The sequence below is a fragment of the Paenibacillus sp. FSL H8-0332 genome, from assembly GCF_037963835.1.
Classification (GTDB): Bacteria; Bacillota; Bacilli; order Paenibacillales; family Paenibacillaceae; genus Paenibacillus_AQ; species Paenibacillus_AQ rhizoplanae.
This window is the reverse complement of the sequence record NZ_CP150145.1, coordinates 1,228,622-1,248,426: the sequence shown is the minus strand read 5'-3', so window position 1 is coordinate 1,248,426 and position 19,805 is coordinate 1,228,622. Positions and strand designations below refer to the sequence as shown.

Sequence of the window (19,805 nt, the reverse complement as noted above, 5' to 3'; positions counted from 1 at the left end):
CATGAATTTTGAAGACATTAATGAAAATGATGTAATCTACCGCTGTATCGGCAAAGATTTTAATCAGGGGATTGTATCTTGCGGCTTTATGCGAAAAAGATCAGCAGAGCGTTCTCAATATGATTTTAAGATAGGCTATTACAGCTGTTTTGTAGTATTGCAAGGCAGTGGAACGTTTATTTCTATGGACGGTACCGTTACTCCTATGCAAGCAGGTGATCTGGTTCAACGTCTACCTGAACGTTTGCACACTACTGCAATTGAACCAGATGGGAATTGGATCGAGTTCTATATCAGTGTCGGGTATCCTGTCTATTCATACTTAAAGACACTTGGAATTATTAATTCCGATAAGGAAGTCCAATCGACACTGCATACGAATGATTTTTTCTTTGATTTTGTTTCCTTGCTGAAAGCCTTGAAAAGTGCAACAGATGAAAGTCTTCCCTCCCTGCTGATGAAGTCTCAGGATTTGATTATCCGATTACACAGTAGCATTCATAATGCTCATAGCAATGAAAATGATAGTAAAATAACAAAAGCCTGCGAGCTGATTAGTGTCTCCAATGATATTCACTTTGATATTCAGGAAGTGGCTGCTGCCGTGAATATGGGCTACGAGAACTTTCGAAAATTTTTCAAAGATACTACGGGGATTTCCCCTAAACGATACCACACTGAGCATTTAATGAGACAGGCCAAAATGATGCTGCTCTCCGGACTTCCCATCAAACACGTAGCCGTTAGTCTGGGTTACGGGGATATATATTCATTCACCAAACAATTTACGAAGTCAGAAGGGGTATCTCCAGGACGATATATCCGTAAAACAAAACCTGTTCAAAATTAAGTCTGAACAACAAAAGGCAACTCATCCGCAGACAAGTTGCTTTAGAAATTGATTATTCTCTCATCGCTTCACCTTATAAAACTCATGATACAGCTTCATCAGCGCCCTCTTCTCAATCCGCGACACATAACTCCGTGAGATCCCCAGCTCCTTCGCGATCTCACGCTGCGTCCGCTCTTCCCCGCCAGTGTCCAGGCCGAAACGCCCGACCACGACTTCCTTCTCCCGGTCATCCAGAATGTCCAGGTTACGATAAATCTTGCTCTTCTCAATCTTCAAATCAACTTCCTTAATCACATCATCCGCTTCAGAGCCTAGGATATCGATCAGGGTGATCTCGTTGCCTTCCTTATCCGTTCCGATCGTGCAGGGATACGTCTTTGCGGGTTTTTTTCAGCGACCGGAGGTGCATCAGGATTTCATTCTCGATACAACGGGCGGCAAAAGTAGCCAGCTTCGTGCCCTTGTTCGGGCGGTAGCTCTCGATGGCCTTGATCAGCCCAATCGTGCCGATGGAGATCAGGTCCTCCATGTCTTCGCCGGTGTTGTCGAATTTCTTGAGGTTGTGGACACGATGCGATGTAAAAAAGCAACGAAAGTTCCGCTATTTTAATTTTCCCTATCTCAAATCAAGCCACTGTTCAAAAAAAGTTTTGTCTTGCATTTTAAAATAATCAACCGTAAAGTTAACAAACTCTTGTGTGGTTACTTGCTTGTATTGGAAAAACTCAAAATAATCCTTCAAAAAGTTCATCCCATCAACGTCATATTTGCAGAACAGGCTTTTCATTTTTAGCACAGGCTGAGAATAGAGATACACACCTGTTTCTCCAGCACTATAATCACTCAATGGTAAATTGGAATACTTTACTTTCCCCTCCCTCAACTTCTCAAAATCTTCAGAAAACGTAAAATCATTCAAATATAAGGAGGTCGCTAGTTCGGCCATGCCTTCATCCAAATAACCTTCGATGTAAGGATCATTGCTGACCACACCATAGAACCACTGATGCGCCAGTTCATGCACAAGCGAATGCTCCCAATGACCATTTGGATAGACGGTTACCAGACCCGGGTACTCCATTGATAGTTTTCCCCCAAGAAATATATCTATTTGTTTATGAGGATAACCTCCTATTTCGGTTTGGAAGTATCCCAATGCATTAACAGCCTTTTCCAGTGATTCTTTCATTAACTGCTCTGTTACACCTTTATTCTCATCCCCCCATACCCTTACATTAATACCCTCGATGTTATCACTTATCATGGACAATTTTCTCGAAAGAATAATCGTCATTTCCTTGATTCGCTTAGCTTCAATGCTTCCGCTTGTAACAGGGGCTAATGGATCTGAATCTGCTGAACTTATGATCTGATATTCTCCAGGAAGGGAGTAATTTACATAAAAGTCACTAAAATCAGTAAAATAAGATTCTACCTTAGAATCGTAAGGCTTCTTATTCCACGCACTATTTTGATAAGTCGCCAGCATTGGATACCATTGTGCCAGTACAAAGGATTCCTCAATTTGAGTAAGACGAATTCCTTCTTGTGGAACCCTGAAATTATACAATATCTGTACGTCTGCCGCGACACCAGGATGTAATTGTCCCGATAAAGATACTTGCAGCGTATCTCCCACTAGGGAATACTCAGCCACAATTCCGTTAACCAACACTTTTTCAATTGAAAAGTAAGCATCTGCTTTAAAAACCTTCAAGTCATCTTTTTGTGTAAAAACATTTGGAATCATGTAGAAGACAAGCTGATTCCAATCGTCTGACGACAGATTCGAAACAGTAATCTTGGCGTCTACACTAAAGGTCTTCTGCTCATTCATTGTTAACTGTAAATGGTATTCAGCCCGGTTTTCATTCGTTATTTGAGTTGAGGGCTCTTCCTTTATTTTTTGAGTTACATCCGCAGTATCTGTATAAATTGGCTGTGTCGTTATTCCCCTTCCAATTACATGTATCGCTGTAAAAACAGTTATCAAGAGAAAAAATAAACTGCTCAGTACGATTGCCCCACTCATTATTTTACTCCATAGACTCGGCCCTTCATTAGCTTGCATCACCCCAGGCTTAGTTAACATATGTACAATTCTCTCAGCAGGGATAATTGAACTTAACAAACCTCCTACCAACGGAACAACTAGCGCAGGGGTTAATTCGATTAATTCAGATGCAGGGAACTTTCGGTAAATGATAATAATTACAACAAGACTGATGAGAAACGATACGATACCGGATATTGCCCCCGTTAAAGTCCCCTCCAACCAAATTAATCTGCGAATATTACCATTTCTCCAGCCTAAGGCTTTTAGTATGGATATTTCATCTTTTCTCTCAGATATATTCTGCCATATAATTTCTGATATGGTTAGTATAGCAATGAATAATGTTATTCCTATTGTAATATAGTGAAGAACCCCGACCTTTGCCACAACATACTGCCCAAACCAAGATGAATAAAAAGTTCCTTTGAGGCGTACGGTTACAAATATAAAGAACGTTAAAAGAACTGTCGGAAGAGTCATAGAGAGTACGGAGAGCAGATTCCTCTTTAATCTTCCATTGAAGTAAGCCAGCGCAAGCCCGAACAGGCCCCGTACTGGAATCACTCGCCTCGAAGCTTCAGAGTGTTCTCCGGAATGAATAGCTGATATCGGCCGGATTGTATTGACCATAACTAGCGGTGCTACAGCACCAATTATGTAGATGAACATGCCACTGAGTCCAATGCATATGAATTTAACAATGGAAACATCCCGCTCCTGGAAGAAGATAAAGTATCCCTGTATACTCCATATTACAAGAGATGCAAACAAACCGAGGATTATGGCTTCCAGCAGAAGCATTCTTCGTATTTGGCCTGTTCTCCAGCCTAAACAAAGCAAAATCGCGATTTCCTTCTTACGTACAAGAAAAGATATTGTATTGCTGACAAATACATATATAAGGGCCACAAGAAGGATTAGAACCACCATGCCCGAGAAACCGGCTGTGACTTCATTTAGTAAAGTTATACTCGTTCCAAGCTTAATCCAATACTCTTCGATCCACCCAAGTTTTGTCTGAGTTTTGCTGGTTGGAACATGGATGATTACAGGCTCCGGGGCCGAAGCAAAAGTTATATCTGTTAGTAATCCGGTTTTCTCCCGAATCTCTGAGGCAATTTTTTCAATTTTTTTATAATTTTGATCATTAACTTTATCAATACCTGTCACTTTTACGCGAATTACAGATATAGGTTGCTCACCGATAATCTGCGAAGCAGCCTCAATAGTAGTCATCATCATAGGTGGATTACTCATAAATCCGAGCGGGTTATTAATGGAACGAATTGTGACCGGCGGGTTTATAGGCCTGCCTTTGGGGTCGAGCACAGCTTTTGCTATGGGAGAATTGTAGGTGTCCATAGGAAATTGCTGATCAATATCACTTTTGATTTGAAGCTTGGAACTATCATATATACCGATGTAATTAGGTATTAACATAAAATGATTAGACGCTGCTTTAGTCTTGGAATCAACGGGTGTTTCATAAGAACGATAGAACTCAGGGAAAGATTGTTGGACCATTTCGTCGTTTGTTGTATAACTTTTCAGTTCGTAAGCATTCTCCCATCTATCTTTATATGGAGAAAGTACTGCATTATATAAGAGCGGCATCGGTTTTTGAAAGGTTCTTGCTGGCTGTAACTGCAATTCCGCATCAAACAGGCTTGAGATCATCTGTGGAAGCAACTGGTCCGATGTATAGGAATGCATGATTTGCGAAGATGCCGAGACATCATCCAAATAATTTTTGCCCCCCATTTCCTTAATCCTCTGCATGGTGGACACTGCTTTTTGATTATCATTAAAGGGCAGGTTCAGCTTCTCATATTTGTAGGTATACGTCTTCTTTGCCAAACTTCCATTGCTGAGCAAAATAGGCAAATGGATCACTTTATAATGATCTTCTTGTTCCATCTTGGAGTAATCAGTGTTGTTAAAGTATCTGCTCTGGCCCTGTGGAAGAGAAACCAAGGCTTGATCAAGGCCGACCAATTTATTTTCTTCGGAAGGGTCGATACCCACCAATAACACATTATCTTCAGCAAATTGGGCTTTAGAATTATTAAGACCTGAGACAGAGACACCGTATTCTGTGAATGCATCATCTCCTTCCCAAGGACCGTAAGCTATATAGTGATTTTCTGATGATACTAACTGTTGCTGCATACCATTGTCTGCAATAACCTCTTGATGAACACGGTAAATCCCATATTCATCAAGCCCTGCCTCTGCGTTCAACTTGAATATTAGTGGTCTGTAACCAACAATAGAAAGCGGAGCTGCGATCTCAATGTCAGAGATTTGTTTTATTTGTTCCCATTGATCCATTGTAATTCCATTGGCAATGCCTGATTGAATATTCGGTTCCAATAATTGATTCAGTGGATCTGTTATCGTTGTTCCAACAGGGCGAACGAGAATATGATAGGAAACTTTCCATTTATTTTGTAAGGTTGATACTACCGTACCTTTATTAGATTCTGATAGCCCTGTTAAGAAACCTAAGCCTGAACTTACAATTAATAGTCCTACAAGTATAGTCAACAATCTTTCTTTATAGTAACGCCAAAATGAAAATAATGTTCTCAACATAGCGGAGCTCCCACGACATCCCGTTCTTGATCAATTATTCGGCCGTCCTTGATTTCAATGACACAATCCCCCTTGCTTGCAAGTACGGCATCATGAGTTACAACAATTATTCCGCAGCCAAGGTTTGATTTTATATGATGTAGAGTTTGATAAAAAATTTCACTGTTCTTGGAATCCAAGTTGCCGGTTGGTTCATCAGCTAGTAACCAACTAGGTTCGTTTACTAGAGCACGGGCAATCGCCACTCTCTGCTGTTCGCCGCCGGATAATTGGGATGGCATAAAATTAGCTTTAGATGGAATACCCATTATTTCTAGTAAATCCATCGCCCTTTTTTTAAAAGCAGTTAATGTACGCCTGCCGAAGAACGGCGAGCATACATTTTCAATTGCCGTTAACGAAGGAATTAAATTGAATTGTTGAAATATAAAACCTATATTATCAAAGCGAAAATCCGCCATTTGTTTTCCTTTTAATGTAGAAATGTCAATGCAATCGAATTCTATCTTTCCTAAAGTAGGGCTATCTAATGTACCAATTAAATTTAAAAGAGTTGATTTTCCTGAGCCTGATGCGCCTACGATCACCGATAGATCGTTACGGTCAAACGTAGCATTAATATTATGCAAAATTTGTGTCTCAATCCCTTTCCCTTTGTAGGATTTATTCACATCTTGAAGTATAATGGTCATTTTTGCACCTCTTATCATTAGGTTTAATACAAAATGGAACTGACCCTTAGGCATGAATGACACCTAAGGGCCCTATGATCAAAGAGCTTCGTATAACTAAGCTATAATACCCAGCCTACTACCAAAATTAATAGCAACATCCTTCAATTCTCCAACTTGAACATTCCTCACCTGTAGTGCAATCTACTTGAACACTGGATTTGTGCTTGAAATTGGTATAACCATCACAAGTCAAATAACTTGTTTTACAGAGATTTTTTGTAACAGTACAAGAACAAATTGCTACCCTCGGTTGAATTCCCAAAGCTTTGGATAACATACTCATAATAATCATCTCATCCTTTTTTAAGTTTTTTTAACTACTTAATATCTTCAATTCACAAATTTATGTAATCCAAAGTTTCTTATCCATACGTTTCTTCACCTCCTTTCAGCATATTAAATTATGAGAACCTAAGAAGAGATACTAAATTATCCATGTGTGTTAGTTCATCAATGCCACTTACTCTTCCGGCATCATTTACAGTCATAATTGTAGGCACTTTTACTACACCAAATAATTTAATAATCTTTTTAGATCTGATAATTGAAATTGGATATTCTATATCACTTAAACTATCTCCAAATGAAATTGATTTGATAACAAGGAAATCATTGAGATTGGTATACAAACTCATACGTTTCAAGACTTCTACACATGTTCCACATTCGTCGCTTAAAAACACCAATTTTTTACCGTAATAATTGCTGGATAGAATAATTTCATTTCTTTGATTTTTAGCTTTAAACTTTGGAATTAAGTCCCCCGTTTTTATTCCGGCTAAATCGGATGTAGAAGGGATTTTATCCGTAAACTTGTCCACAAATGAAGCTATCGTTCTTATTAAGAAATACATCAATATGATTACAATCAACACAACAACCCATAGAATTATGTTAGAGATCAACAAAAAATTATTCATGGTTTTCTCCTTGAAAAAATGACATTAGTTGATGTACTTTAATTGCATATGATAAAGCTTATAGTACTCTCCTCTTGCATTTAATAGTGCTTCATGATTGCCTTCTTCTAGAATTACACCGTCTTTAATCATAATTATTTTATCCGCATTTCTGGCCGCAGCTATTCTGTGCGAGACAAATATGATAGTTTTATTTTCTATCACATTGAATAAATGGTTATAAATATCAATTTCCGATTTTGAATCTAATGATGAGGTTGGTTCATCAAGAATTAATATATCTGAATTCTTGAACAACGCACGTGAAATAGCTAATTTTTGCCATTGCCCCCCTGAAAAATCAATTCCAATCTTTAAATAGTTACCTAAATACGTATCGTAGCCATCAGGTAAACCATTAATGAAGCTATGTATATTGGAGTGTTGAGCAGCCTCTATAATGTCGCTATCATTTGAGTTCTGTATATTTCCAAACATAATATTTTCTTTTATAGAATAAGGGTACTTAATAAAATCCTGGAAAATAACTGAGAATTTATCCTGAATCTCATCTTCAGGCATTTCACGGATCTTTCTACCCTCCAGAAGAATATCTCCTTCAGTCTCCGTGTATAGACCAGCTAAACATTTGAGAAGAGTACTTTTTCCAGAACCATTCTCGCCAATTATAGCAATCTTCTCACCTTGATTAATTGAAAGATTGATGTCTCTTAATGTATATGTGCCTTGATTCTTATATTTAAAATAAACATTTTTGAAACAGATATAGGGTGCTTCTTGCCTGTATTCAACCTTTTCGTCAGCGATAATATTCTTCTCATTAATAGGAATATTCAAAAATTCAAAATAGTCATTCAAAAATAGTACATTTCCTTTTGTTTCAGAAAAAAAATTTGACAATTGCCTTAAAGAAGTTTGAGTATTAATGAGAGCTTGATTAGCTATTACAAAATTACCGATAAGCATATTTTTGTTTCTTTTTATTATATAAACAAGAAAAACCGCGAATAATATGTAAAAAACTGAATTAATTGTATCTAAGATCATTCTCGATCTACTTTGTTCCTTGTCCAAATTATTTATCCCTTTAGTATATTCTAAATATTTCTGACTCCACCTTTCCTGAAAGTATCTTCCTAACGCAAAGACTTTTAATTCTTTGACATTATCCCGTTCAGTTAAAATACCATTAATAAAATTGATTTCCCTGCTCAAAAGAACATTCTTGACGTTAAATTTGTACCTCTTCTTTTCAAGAAAAGAATACAAAATAAAAGAAGGAATAGAGGCCACAATACAAAGAATAATTAACGACCAATGAACTGAAAATAAAATCACAGCATAAGAAGATAATGTAATTACAACACTAATCATACCCGAGAAATTCTTCAGCGGTTCCCAGAATCTGGTTCCTAGGTTGCTGTTTATTCTATTTAAGTGATTATGGAATTCAGGATCATCATACATACATAAAGGCATCTCATTTAATTTATTGAAAACATCAAGTCTTAAGCTATGTTCAAGCAGAGTAATATTTTTTTTTTCCAAATACTGTTGAATGTAACTACATGCGAAACTCACCACTTGCAAAATAAACTGAGCACATAACAATAGAATAATTGTGGAAAAAACATGGTTACCATTTGTAAACAATTCAGTTATTTCATTAAGTAAATGTTTTGTTGTTAGTAAATTGAAATAAGGTAGCACTCCAAATATGAGACTAAAAAGAACAGAAGTATAAATTAAACTTTTCCGTTTCATCCATACGTATCTACTGCTACGTATGATAGTCTTGAAATCCATCGCTTTCTCCCCTCAACAACACTGGATACCAATTCAACTTCATGTCATAATTCCTTCCATCTTATCACTGTAGCCTTCATAGTGATTTTCTTCGAAACAATTTGACCAGTTCCATCAATAATCAAAAAGCTTGGAATTGTGCTTAAGTTCAGTTTATAAAATGTTTCAAGGCTAATATCAATGATCGTAATTTGCTTATCAAATAAATCATGAAAATCTTTCATCGCTTTACTACTTCCATCATCTAGCAGAAAAGCAATAAGTTTGGCCTTTATCTCCTTATTTCCATCTAATAACTCATCTATCGCTAAAGCACATTCACCACAAGTAGCACTTAATATCAATACTATGTATGGAAAGTTACGATAGTCATCCGGCAAGTCAATCAAGTCATGCACTTTATACTGACTTAAGGTATTATCCAGAGGCTTTTGAAATTTTTTCTTTTCCTCTACCATAGGAAGAACGTAACTTATCTTCCTAGACACAAGGATAATAAAAATCAAAGCCAACAACAGAACAATTGAAAGAAAAAAAATCATTAGCAATAAGCTCACAATCCCATCATTTTTCTAGATAGAAACAGCAAACCTTCCATTTTTTCTAACCTGAATAATAATTTTTTCAAGCGAGTCAAGTAAGTACTCTGCATCTTCCCGGTTTACTGATTCATTGAAACTAAATCTAACGCTATTTGAAGAGATGAGAGTATCGTTTGTCATCTCCATCAAAATTCTGCTTTGCTTATTGGATTTCGATGAGCAAGCCGACTGAGATGAGGCAATAATGCCTTTCTTTGAAAGTAGATTTAATATGATCGCTGAATTTAACCCTGGTTCTGTAGAAGAGATGTTCAAGATATGGGGTGATGAAATTTCTCCTCCCGGGCTATTAATTACAATACCAGGTATACTTTTTAATCCATCAACTATAAACGCATTTAATTTTTTTATATATTCCATTTTTTCGTTTTTCTCCAAAATCCCTATTTTTATCGCTTCTGCTAATGAAATAACACCTGGAACATTAGTTGTTCCAGACCTCAGCCCAGCTTCCTGCCCACCTCCAAATATCATAGGTTTCAACTTAATATTTTCTTTAACGATTAGAACACCTACTCCTTTCGCAGCCCCTATTTTATGACCTGAAAGCGTGTAAAGATCTATGTCACTTAAATCTATTGCAGCTTTAGTGAATCCTTGAACCCCATCGACATGAAAGAAAATATTCCCCTTACCCTTTATCATTTTGGAAATTTCGTCTATGGGTTGGATTGTACCAGTTTCATTATTGACATGCATAATGCTAACCAAAATAGTATTGCTTTTAATTGAATTTTTTATTGTCTCAACGCTGACCCTACCATCCATATCAACAGGCACATAAGTAATCTCAAAACCTTCCTCCTCTAGATATTTGCAACAATTGAAGACAGAGGAATGCTCAATCACTGAAGTAATAATATGTACTTTCTCAGTTGAACTCTTTCTCGCTGCTCTAGCGACTCCTATAATCGCTAAATTGTTGCTTTCTGTTGCTCCAGAAGTAAAGATAACTTCTCTCGGTGAAATTTCTAGAATACTTGCTATATCCTCTCTCGCCTCTTCTACGATTCCGTTAGATTCAAATCCTAACTGATGTGCCGAAGAAGGATTTGCATACAATTCTTTGGATGCTTTTATGTAATGCTCGTATACCTTTGGGTGGATAGGAGCAGAAGCACAGTAATCCAGATAAAGAAGCCTCATTTTTTTCCTCTTCTCTCTTTAAAAAATTTGCTATTAAAAACTAACTAGTCAGTGAACTGATTCAATGTACTGATCTGATCTATTAAGTCTTCTATAGTTTTCAACTCACCTTTATGATAAATCTCTCCCTTCGTATCAACTAACATAAAAAATGGATGGATATTAACATGAAAATCTTCACTTAACTGATCCTCATCAATACAAATCATGTCAAATTTTATAGAATACATCTTTTTTATATCAGAATGATCGCTTTTATCTCCGTCAGTGAAGAGAAGCACGGATACATTAGGTAGTGACTTTAGCTTATTTATATTAGGCAGAAGGTTAAGGCAACGAATACAGTATGTAGAAAGAAAGATTAACAAAGTTTCTTTCTTACTATTAAATATGTTTTTTTTTTTGTTTTTATCATTTAAAAACTGTTTCTGCGGAACTAACTTCTTAATTCTTAAGTTATCTTCAAACATCCTTATTTCATCCTCCTCACAAAAGCTTTTAAAAACTACTATTTCAACGTCTATGTACCAAGAGAAATAATCTTTTCTATATCTTTTATTTCATTTATAATCCCTCCCGATAAGACCTTATTATTTCTGCAAATATAGTACATATAGGGCAATACCCTTACACCGTATACTTTCTTGTCTGTTTCATTAAGTTTAACGAAGTGAGTAGAAATTTTGTGTTTGTCTATCAGATATAAAATCTCCTCCTCACTTCCGCGAATGAACAACTCAAACTCCATATCACACCATTTTTGTCTTAAAGCATTGAAATTTTCCATAACTTCATGACAGGTCAAACAACTAGCCGATAAAAATAATGCTACAGCATCCTTATTAGAGGTTAAAACAATAGGGAAATTCTGACCTCTCTCAAGCTCATATTGCTTATTTCGAACGGATGCCTTTCTCCTTATAGAGAGGCGGCCAAAATCCCATTTTATATATATCAATAAAAACAATGTTATTAGAGCACCAAAAAAACTTAAAAAATAAACCAAATTAAACAACTCCTTGTTTAAAGAAACATATGATCCAAATAAATACTTATGATATCTATTTTTCATTATATTAACTTTTATTTACATGTCATAATATTACTATTACCCTTTTTATATGTCAATGAAAAAAAATCAAATTATTAAGAGTTAGAAAAGGGTAGATACAGCAGCGTTAATCCAATTTCTACAGGATCTTCTTTCTGCCTCTGAGAATGTAGAAACGGCATTAATTTTACACAACAACCGAATCCATCATCCCACAACAAAACGAAAGCAACTCATCCACCGATAAGTTGCTTTTTAAAACTCTATTGTTAGCAAAACTAATTGATTTGCGTTTCACCTTTTCACCTTATAAAACTCATGATACAGCTTCATGAGCGCCCTCTTCTCAATCCGCGACACATAGCTCCGCGAGATCCCCAGGTCCTTCGCAATCTCCCGCTGCGTCCGCTCTTCTCCTCCCGTGTCCAAGCCGAAGCGGCCCACGACGACCTCCTTCTCCCGCTCATCCAGAATATCGAGGTTACGATAGATCTTACTTTTCTCAATTTTCAAATCCACTTCCTTGATCACATCATCTGCCTAGGAGCCGAGGATATCGATCAGCGTGATCTCATTGCCTTCCTTATCTGTCCCAATCGGATCGTGGAGGGATACGTCCTTGCGGGTTTTTTTCAGCGAACGGAGATGCATCAATATCTCATTCTCTATACAACGAGCCGCAAAAGTAGCCAGCTTCGTTCCCTTGTTCGGGCGGTAGCTCTCGATGGCCTTGATCAGCCCAATCGTGCCGATGGAGATCAGGTCCTCCATGTCTTCGCCGGTGTTGTCGAATTTCTTGAGGTTATGGACACGATACGATGTCAAAAAATAAACCAATTACGATCCTTTCCGATCGAATTGGTTTTTATGCTTCTTTATATTTAATTTGTAATTGTCTATCAATTAATTGTGTCCATTCGGGAATTTCATTTAAATGATACTTTATCCCGTTTAGCCGAACATCACCTAGTCCCACATAAAACATAATGATTTTATAGCCCTGCTCCTTTGCGTCCCTCATCTGCCTTAAAACGTTACCACCAACTAAAGTAGTTTCCACGGTGAAGTCCCACTTATTTCGGATGCATTCCCTGGCTATTCTTATAGCTTCTTTTCCTGCAGATACTTTACTTCTTTCAGGATTCCCATTATTGATTTTGCGGGCTAGTGCATCAGGATCAATGTTCACACTGACCTCATTTCCACTTATAGTTCGAGTATACCACGGTGCAGTGCAATTTATATCTGCTTCAAGCTACACAGATAATTCAGTGATTTTGGAATTTTTTATAAAAAAAAACACAAATAACCTGCAGGATCGAGACATCTAACATCTCATTCCTACAGGCAATTTCCTACCTCATCGCTTCACCTTATAAAACTCATGATACAGCTTCATCAGCGCCCTCTTCTCAATCCGCGACACATAACTCCGGGAGATTCCTAAGTCCTTCGCAATCTCCCGCTGCGTCCGCTCTTCTCCGCCTGTATCCAAACCAAATCGCCCTACCACGACTTCCTTCTCGCGTTCATCCAATATATCCAGGTTCCGATAAATCTTGCTCTTCTCGATTTTAAGATCAACTTCCTTGATCACATCATCGGCCTCTGAACCGAGGATATCGATCAGGGTGATCTCGTTACCTTCCTTATCCGTTCCGATTGGATCGTGGAGGGATACGTCTTTGCGGGTCTTTTTCAGCGAGCGTAAGTGCATCAGGATTTCGTTCTCTATACATCTAGCCGCAAAAGTAGCCAGCTTCGTGCCCTTGTTCGGGCGGTAGCTCTCAATGGCCTTGATCAGGCCGATGGTGCCGATGGAGATCAGGTCCTCCATATCTTCGCCTGTGTTGTCGAATTTCTTCACTATATGGGCAACCAGCCGCAGGTTATGCTCAATCAGCAGGTTTCGCGCTTTGGCATCTCCTTCGGCCATCATCCCTAAGTATTTGCTCTCATCCTGCTCCGATAGAGGTTGGGGAAAAGCGTTGTTCCTTACGTAAGATACCAGCAGCGTCAGTTCTTTGATCAGCAGCGCAATCGTGCTTATGATTCCAGGCAACTTGGCGACACCTCCCGCACATGTACAATGAAACCGGTCAGCAAGGAGAACAACGGGTTCATGGTCCTTTTATTGTATGTGGGTAGGTGCCTAGAAGTGCATGTACGGGGAAAATAGGTACGGGCTTCCTACACCCGGAGCAGCTCACGGATATCCTCCTCCGACAGCCGGGTGGTCTTGTTCTCGCCAGCTTCGATGACCTCTTCGATGAGATCCTTTTTGCGCTGCTGCAGCTCCAGAATCTTCTCCTCGATAGAGCCTTCTGTGATCAGCCGGATCACCTGCACCACATTCCGTTGCCCCATCCGGTGCGCTCTTCCAATGGCTTGCTCTTCTACTGCCGGATTCCACCACAGGTCGTATAAAATAACGGTGTCGGCACCGGTCAGATTAAGACCCGTTCCGCCTGCTTTGAGCGAGATCAGGAAGACTTCTCCTTCTCCTTCGTTAAAACGCCTGCACAGCTCCACCCGCTCTCTGGCCGGAGTCGAGCCATCCAGATAAAAGGGCTGGACCCCCGCATCGTCTAAGCTTTGCCGGATCAACGCCAACATACTGGAGAATTGCGAGAACACCAGCATTCTCCGGCCCGAATCGCGGCATTCCTGCACGGTCTCCAGCAATTGCTCCAGCTTGCCGGAGCCGCCTGTATAATTTTCGAGGAACAGGGAAGGATGGCAGCAGATTTGCCGCAGACGGGTGATTCCCGCCAGTATCTTCATCCGGCTCTTGTGGAATCCGTCCGTAAGCAAATCCTGTTCGGTATCGTCACGGAGCCTCGCTAAGTAAGCAAGATACACCTGCTTCTGTTCGTCCAGCAGCTCCGTACGCTGTTCAGTATCAATGCGGTCTGGCAGCTCCTCCAGAACCTCTTTTTTGAGCCGCCGCATTATAAAGGGAGACACGATGCTGGCGATACGTCCGGCAGGCAGCTCCTTGAAGGTCAATCGTCCGGTGAACAGCGCCGGGAAGACGGTGCTGAAAATAGCTTCCAGCTCATCCACCGAATTCTCGATCGGCGTGCCCGTCAACGCAAATTTCCGTGCAGCCTTAAGCGATTTAACCGCTTGGGCGGTTTGGGAGGCCGAGTTTTTGATCGCCTGGGCTTCATCCAAAATTAACGCATGAAAGGTTGTGCCGGAATACAGATCAATATCCCTGCGGAGAAGAGGGTACGAGGTAATGATCACATCCGCTTCTTCCATAGCCTTACTCTCCAGCAGTCCGCTGCGCTCCTCCTTCTGCCCTGCCGCCACTAATACGTTAACTGCTGGTGCAAACCGGGCGAACTCATGGCTCCAGTTATAGGTTAAGGAAGCCGGACACAGAATCAGCACTGGAGCTCTCCCCTGTACCTTGGACGGCATCTCAGCCAGCTCGGAGCAGATATAAGCAATACTCTGGATGGTTTTACCCAGCCCCATGTCATCCGCCAGAATTCCGCCGAACCTGAACTTCGACAATGTCTTCATCCACTGGAAGCCTCGGGCCTGATAATCGCGGAGAACCGGCTTCAGCTCAGCGGGCAGCTCGAATTCCAGACTGTCCGGCTCCCGCAGCTGGTCCAGGAATTCCCGTAAGGACTTGCCCCACTTCGTATGCTTGAAGCCATGGCCCCGCTCTGGAAGCTGAAGAGCTTGTACGGAGGGCAGGCGGATTACCGAGTGTTTAAGATCCCTTTGCCTGAGATTCAGCCGTTCGGCAACGGTGCCGAATTCGCTGAAGCTGTCCACGGCAATAGGCAGAAAAGCCCCGCTGCGCAGGCGGACATACTTCCTTTTCTCCACAATCGCCTGCATGACCCGAACGGTCTCCTCCTCATTCAAGCCCTCCAGCTCAAAAGAGATATCCAGCCAATCCAGACCTTCGCTCAGCTCCGCTTTCACTTTGGGAAATGCTTTACGCTCTTGTACAAGTCTCTGAACAGCAGGGGTGACAAACAGCTCAGCAACCTCTTCCAAAACCGGCACAAGCTCATATAACGCCTCGTAGATGACCGGCTCACTAACTGAAGCCCAGTGCTGCTGTTCCCGCCTGAGTGGAGAATGGTCCAGAATAGCAATGATCTTGTTCTCCTGCTGCACATTCCGGATCAGGATCTTCTGCTTGCGTGCTGCATCTACACTGTTCTCTTCCAGCGGATTGATCACAATCTCCTCATAATGAAATTCCAGCCGGAACGTTAAGGTACCGTCCGCATAATCCAGATACAGCTTAGCCTGCAGTTCAGGTTCCACAATTCGCTCGCTTACTGCCTGTTCCACACTTACTTTCCCTAGCTTTCTTAAGGCTGGGAGCACCTGCTGTACGACCGATTCGATTTGTGCGGGAGCAATCTCAATGTTCTGCGATGCCGCAAACTGCTGCCTTAATAGTGAAATCATGCTTATAACATCACTGTTTATTGAATATATCTTCCCGTTCATGATCATAGTGGAGTAGTCTGGAAACAACATCAGCTTATCCAGTGCTGAAGCTGACAGAACGTAGTCCTTCTTCTGCCCTGGTCCAATCGTAAATTCAAGCGGAGGTGCCTTTCCTGCAAGCTCAGCCCGAATTCCCGGGTTCCCCGATCGCCCCATAATGACATTCACCTCTGAAAAAAGCAGTTTAAGCTTGTCCCAGGCCAGCGGGGTGACGACAATTGTTTTCCCGTCCTTTAAGGAGCTATTATGATAGCTGGGGAGATCATTTCTATAAATTTTCTCAGTGTTTTTCATTAGAAGCAGCAGTTCAAGGAATTTCATATCCGTAGGATTAATATGCTGGTTTTCAGAATCGAAGGTAAATATACTCTTAAAGTATAGCGGCTTACGCTGCTCGAAATGCTCCAGAAACTCGTTTATTTTGGACACTACATACAGACGTTTGATTCCCACACGCATTTCAACGGAGAAGTGCGGATTGCTATTGTAACCACCATGAACGTTAAGCGTGAACTCAAACTGCAGCGAATCTGCATGACCGAATAGCACAGGCTCACTCTCTCTGGTAAGAACTGATTTCTGAAAAGAAGAAATAAGCTGCTCCATCTGGTTGTATTTAGACTTGTTTACGCGTCTGGATGGAGCAGCTTGTGCATCGGTAGGCTCCTTAATCTGCTGCATGTGTATAGCAATAAGTGTTGCCGCCACATGTTTACAGTTACTATAGTTCTCAAAGGCAGGACAAGAACAGTCTGCTTTGAAGGTATCGGTACGGTCATAAATATCAATATTCACCTCATATACTTTCCTTCCCTTCACCTGTGCACCATAGCTGCTATCATCCGGATAGAAGGTAAGGCTGCGGACACACCCCTGTTCATAATAAGACTTCCCCCGGTTATAAAATTCAGTTCCGCAGAAGTCTCTAATTGCTCTCATTGTAATCTTCATATTAAGCACCTTCTCAATATAAAATTCATCTTCATCATTTATATCTAATCACTCGGCATCGCCGCTTCTCTACTATTATAATAGCTCCAGGCAACAACCGTAGCACTGTCCCGGCCTAACTGCTCATGTACACCCGCTAATACCTTGTCCACACATTCCTCCAGATCCTCTCTACCCGTAAAAGCTTCATACAGCCTGCGCGGGTCCTCCATTACCCTTGCTCCAACCTCCAAAAGACCGTCCGTGGTCATCACGATGATGTTATTCCCCTGCCGCAGCTCACGGATGCCCGAGGAATAACAGGCAACAGGCTGCGCGAAGGTGTTGACGAAGCCGATCCATTCGTAGTAATTACGCTGATTCAGCAGATATTGCCCGCGGGCAGCCAGCTCAGGATGGAGTACATAGAGCGAGTTATCTCCTACCGAGAACCACCAGAGATAATTCTCCATCCGAACACAGATCAGACATGCGGTCTCCCCTGTTACCTGCTTGCACTGATTCAGGAACGACTCTGATTGGAAAATCGCCAGCAGAAAAGCCTCCACTTCCCGGAACGCCTGCTGAACCGGCAGCGACAGCAGCCTGATGATCTCATCAGCTTCATTGTCGATTGTGCGGACCAGCAGTTCGGCACTTTCCGCCGTATGGTGCGCATCCAAGAGCATTGCGAACTCCCAGCCACCGTCCGGCTCACTTAACACATAGGCTCCATCTTCGTTTTTATTAGCGTTCGCCGCCGTGTTCCCGCCGTACCGGCCGATAACCATCCTCTCATGCGCATATGTAGTTGGATGATCCAGATACCTCTCCTCGCTGCCCACCCAGCTGAACGTATGTACTTCATGCTCCATGCTGATCTCCCTGTCCCGGCTTGCCGGATTCTATGTATCTACTATACTCATTCCCCATCAAAAAAACAGCAGAAGCAATTTTTTCAATTGCTCCTGCTGCTTTTTCACATTTCCATATTTATTATACATCTAAATGGGACTTACCCCGTTACCACCGACATCTTGAAGCTCCAGTTACCAATGGTGATTCCTTTTCGTTTAATGGAGGTATAGTCAAACTCTGTAAATCCGTTTTTGGTATAGAATCTTCTGTTGATTTCACTGTTCGTGAAGGTGACAAATGATTCAGGCGGTTTCCCTTTGGTCTGCTCTTGAATATAGGGGATCACGCAGTCCCGAAGCATTCTGCTCCCGAGCTGCTGGCCTCTGGAGGAGTGGTCTACAGCCAGGGATTCCAGGAACCAGGACTGCTTTTTGAGCGCCTTGCTGGGTTCATGGCCTTCATTGAGAGTCTTCAGGAATCTAAGCACCTTTGGGATACTGACGGTTCTGAATAACCCGAGTGCACCGGCATGAAGATAGTCCCATATCCCAATTCCCTTACTGTATGGGCGTTCGATGATTGCGCAGCTTTTAATCTGCTGATTCTCTTCTCCTACGAAGACGATACTCTTCTTATAATAGGCCCCAATGTATACCTTGAAAACCTCGGTCAGGAACTCTACAAACCTCTCCCCGGTTCTGAATTCGCTGCGGATCTCACGGCATAACGGATAATCTGCAAAAGACAGGGCATTGAGGCGGGCTACTGCGGACAATTCTTCGGGTCTTGGTCTTCTGTACGTGATCATGCGGGTTCCCTCCTGGGTTCTTTTTATTTAAATTCTATCTATCCCGCAGACCCCTGATAATACACAATCGTAAGCAAAATATCCGTTAACGAACAATGCAGGGCAAAGTGTCCGTTAACGGATAGTGTAGCCGGCCTATTTCCATAGGAAGCCGAACAGATTGGACAGACATGAGGTGACTTCCTCCGGCGGCATGGAGAAATCGGTCTCCATCCACCACATGATCATGCCGACCACGCCGGAAGAATAAAAAGCGAGCAGAGGCGGCAGTGAACTACTGGCGAGTTGCACACCTTCTGCCTGGCAGACTGTGAGTATATTGGTAAAAAAACTGGTGAACGTATCCTGGAGCAGCTTCTCTAACTCATCTGAGGCTTCGGCGACGAAGAGATTATGATACAGCTTCTTGTTGCCGCGAATATCCAGCAGGACCTCCAGAATCAGCTCCTCCGGGGGCGAGTCACTCAGGAGGATGGTTTCCAGTCCCTGCTGCTCCTGCTGCAGAATATAGGAGATGAGCTTATATTTATCCTCAAAATGGGCATAGAATGTGGTGCGACCTACGACGGCTGTCCGGCATAGATCATTTACGGTGATTTTGCGGAAAGGCTTCTGTTCAAGTAAAGTCTCCATCGCCTTAACAATCGCTTCCCTGCTCTTGGTGATGCGGATATCCTCTTCAGACACTTGTTAGCTCCCCCTGCGGTTTGAGTAAATGCTTCTATTCTACAGCCCGAACCAGGGGAATAGCAAGACTGTATGCCTGTCTCCCGGCGGAAGGATGACTCAGCGGCATGGAGGACTTTCAGTTTATAAAAAGTTTAACTCCTATTTATCTTTTCCCCGGGTTCTTCCCCCTTTTATTTATCCCTGTGTTAAGCCTTTCCCGTAAGATAGGAAACATCTTCTAGCGGCTGCCTTAAGCCGTCAATCGGATGATGAATGTTGGGAGGGAATG

At 41.4% G+C, this 19,805-nt stretch carries 15 protein-coding genes and 2 pseudogenes; 1 reads left to right on the top strand and 16 read right to left on the bottom strand.

The window, feature by feature from the left end:
- Position 1 precedes the first annotated feature (1 nt).
- Positions 2–850 (top strand): AraC family transcriptional regulator, encoded by an 849-nt coding sequence (locus NST43_RS05530; RefSeq protein ID WP_339223021.1) that lies wholly within the window; start codon positions 2–4, stop codon positions 848–850.
- A gap of 60 nt (positions 851–910) precedes the next feature.
- Here NST43_RS05530 and sigK (NST43_RS05525) read toward each other — a convergent pair.
- The 16 genes and pseudogenes from sigK (NST43_RS05525) to NST43_RS05450 all read right to left on the bottom strand — a co-directional run.
- A pseudogene (sigK, locus tag NST43_RS05525) lies at positions 911–1,412 on the bottom strand (RNA polymerase sporulation sigma factor SigK); the annotation flags it as partial.
- Between the two features lie 57 nt (positions 1,413–1,469).
- The gene (locus tag NST43_RS05520) at positions 1,470–5,504 is read right to left on the bottom strand and encodes an FtsX-like permease family protein (RefSeq protein WP_339223019.1); all 4,035 of its coding nucleotides are present in this window, start codon (positions 5,502–5,504) and stop codon (positions 1,470–1,472) included.
- The gene (locus NST43_RS05515) at positions 5,498–6,196 is read right to left on the bottom strand and encodes an ABC transporter ATP-binding protein (protein WP_339223018.1); all 699 of its coding nucleotides are present in this window, start codon (positions 6,194–6,196) and stop codon (positions 5,498–5,500) included. The genes NST43_RS05520 and NST43_RS05515 overlap by 7 nt, the downstream gene beginning before the upstream one ends.
- A gap of 443 nt (positions 6,197–6,639) precedes the next feature.
- On the bottom strand, positions 6,640–7,059 hold the full coding sequence (locus tag NST43_RS05510) for a hypothetical protein (protein ID WP_339223017.1): 420 nt from the start codon (positions 7,057–7,059) through the stop codon (positions 6,640–6,642).
- A 123-nt stretch (positions 7,060–7,182) separates the two neighbouring features.
- Positions 7,183–8,922 carry an ABC transporter ATP-binding protein gene (locus tag NST43_RS05505; RefSeq protein ID WP_339223015.1) on the bottom strand — a complete coding sequence of 580 codons (1,740 nt, stop codon included), beginning with the start codon at positions 8,920–8,922 and terminating at the stop codon, positions 7,183–7,185.
- A gap of 86 nt (positions 8,923–9,008) precedes the next feature.
- Positions 9,009–9,506, bottom strand: a complete 498-nt coding sequence (locus tag NST43_RS05500; RefSeq protein WP_339223013.1) for a hypothetical protein — start codon at positions 9,504–9,506, stop codon at positions 9,009–9,011.
- A 30-nt stretch (positions 9,507–9,536) separates the two neighbouring features.
- On the bottom strand, positions 9,537–10,712 hold the full coding sequence (locus NST43_RS05495; protein WP_339223012.1) for a cysteine desulfurase family protein: 1,176 nt from the start codon (positions 10,710–10,712) through the stop codon (positions 9,537–9,539).
- Between the two features lie 44 nt (positions 10,713–10,756).
- Entirely contained in the window at positions 10,757–11,182 is a 426-nt protein-coding gene (locus NST43_RS05490; protein ID WP_339223011.1) for a hypothetical protein, read from the bottom strand.
- 50 nt (positions 11,183–11,232) lie between these two features.
- Positions 11,233–11,718: a hypothetical protein gene (locus tag NST43_RS05485; protein WP_339223010.1), complete on the bottom strand. Its 486-nt coding sequence runs from the start codon at positions 11,716–11,718 to the stop codon at positions 11,233–11,235.
- A 339-nt stretch (positions 11,719–12,057) separates the two neighbouring features.
- Positions 12,058–12,564, bottom strand: a pseudogene (gene sigK / locus NST43_RS05480) (RNA polymerase sporulation sigma factor SigK); the annotation flags it as partial.
- Positions 12,565–12,628: 64 nt separating this feature from the next.
- On the bottom strand, positions 12,629–12,952 hold the full coding sequence (locus NST43_RS05475; RefSeq protein WP_339223009.1) for a hypothetical protein: 324 nt from the start codon (positions 12,950–12,952) through the stop codon (positions 12,629–12,631).
- A gap of 171 nt (positions 12,953–13,123) precedes the next feature.
- Positions 13,124–13,825, bottom strand: coding sequence for an RNA polymerase sporulation sigma factor SigK (sigK, locus tag NST43_RS05470; protein ID WP_173130774.1), 702 nt, complete (start codon positions 13,823–13,825; stop codon positions 13,124–13,126).
- 128 nt (positions 13,826–13,953) lie between these two features.
- A complete protein-coding gene (locus tag NST43_RS05465) occupies positions 13,954–17,202 on the bottom strand; it encodes a DEAD/DEAH box helicase (protein WP_339223007.1) in 3,249 nt (1,082 codons plus the stop codon).
- A 44-nt stretch (positions 17,203–17,246) separates the two neighbouring features.
- The gene (locus tag NST43_RS05460; protein ID WP_339223006.1) at positions 17,247–18,056 is read right to left on the bottom strand and encodes a protein phosphatase 2C domain-containing protein; all 810 of its coding nucleotides are present in this window, start codon (positions 18,054–18,056) and stop codon (positions 17,247–17,249) included.
- Between the two features lie 140 nt (positions 18,057–18,196).
- Positions 18,197–18,847, bottom strand: coding sequence for a GNAT family N-acetyltransferase (locus NST43_RS05455; RefSeq protein ID WP_339223005.1), 651 nt, complete (start codon positions 18,845–18,847; stop codon positions 18,197–18,199).
- Between the two features lie 135 nt (positions 18,848–18,982).
- The gene (locus NST43_RS05450) at positions 18,983–19,534 is read right to left on the bottom strand and encodes a TetR/AcrR family transcriptional regulator C-terminal domain-containing protein (RefSeq protein WP_339223004.1); all 552 of its coding nucleotides are present in this window, start codon (positions 19,532–19,534) and stop codon (positions 18,983–18,985) included.
- Positions 19,535–19,805 lie beyond the last annotated feature (271 nt).